Annotated in this window: 1 protein-coding gene; it reads left to right on the forward strand. The window is 39.4% G+C overall.

The window, feature by feature from the left end; genetic code table 11:
* Positions 1 to 31 precede the first annotated feature (31 nt).
* Positions 32 to 264: DUF1963 domain-containing protein (locus SB660_RS21310; RefSeq protein ID WP_410584390.1), on the forward strand; the 233-nt coding region annotated here is incomplete at its 3' end.

Below are 264 nucleotides of genomic sequence, written 5' to 3' on the forward strand. Positions count from 1 at the left end.
CTTCCCAGTACATAGTAGTGGCATACCGTATATGTTTATAGCACAGCTTAATTTTGCAAAGCTACCTAAGCTAGAAGGTTATCCACAGCAAGGGCTTCTACAGTTTTTTGTGTTGGCGGATGAAGATTATGGTGTTTACAAGGATGGCTATTATTGTCGGTATTATTCGGACTTTGATTCCTCTCATGATATCGAGCCATTTTCAGATGAAGAAATGGAGTATGAGCTATGTGAACCCATTATTTTTGGGGGTCCTTATGCATT

Source organism: Bacillus sp. SIMBA_005, from assembly GCF_046535585.1.
In the GTDB taxonomy this organism is placed as follows: domain Bacteria; phylum Bacillota; class Bacilli; order Bacillales; family Bacillaceae; genus Bacillus; species Bacillus pumilus.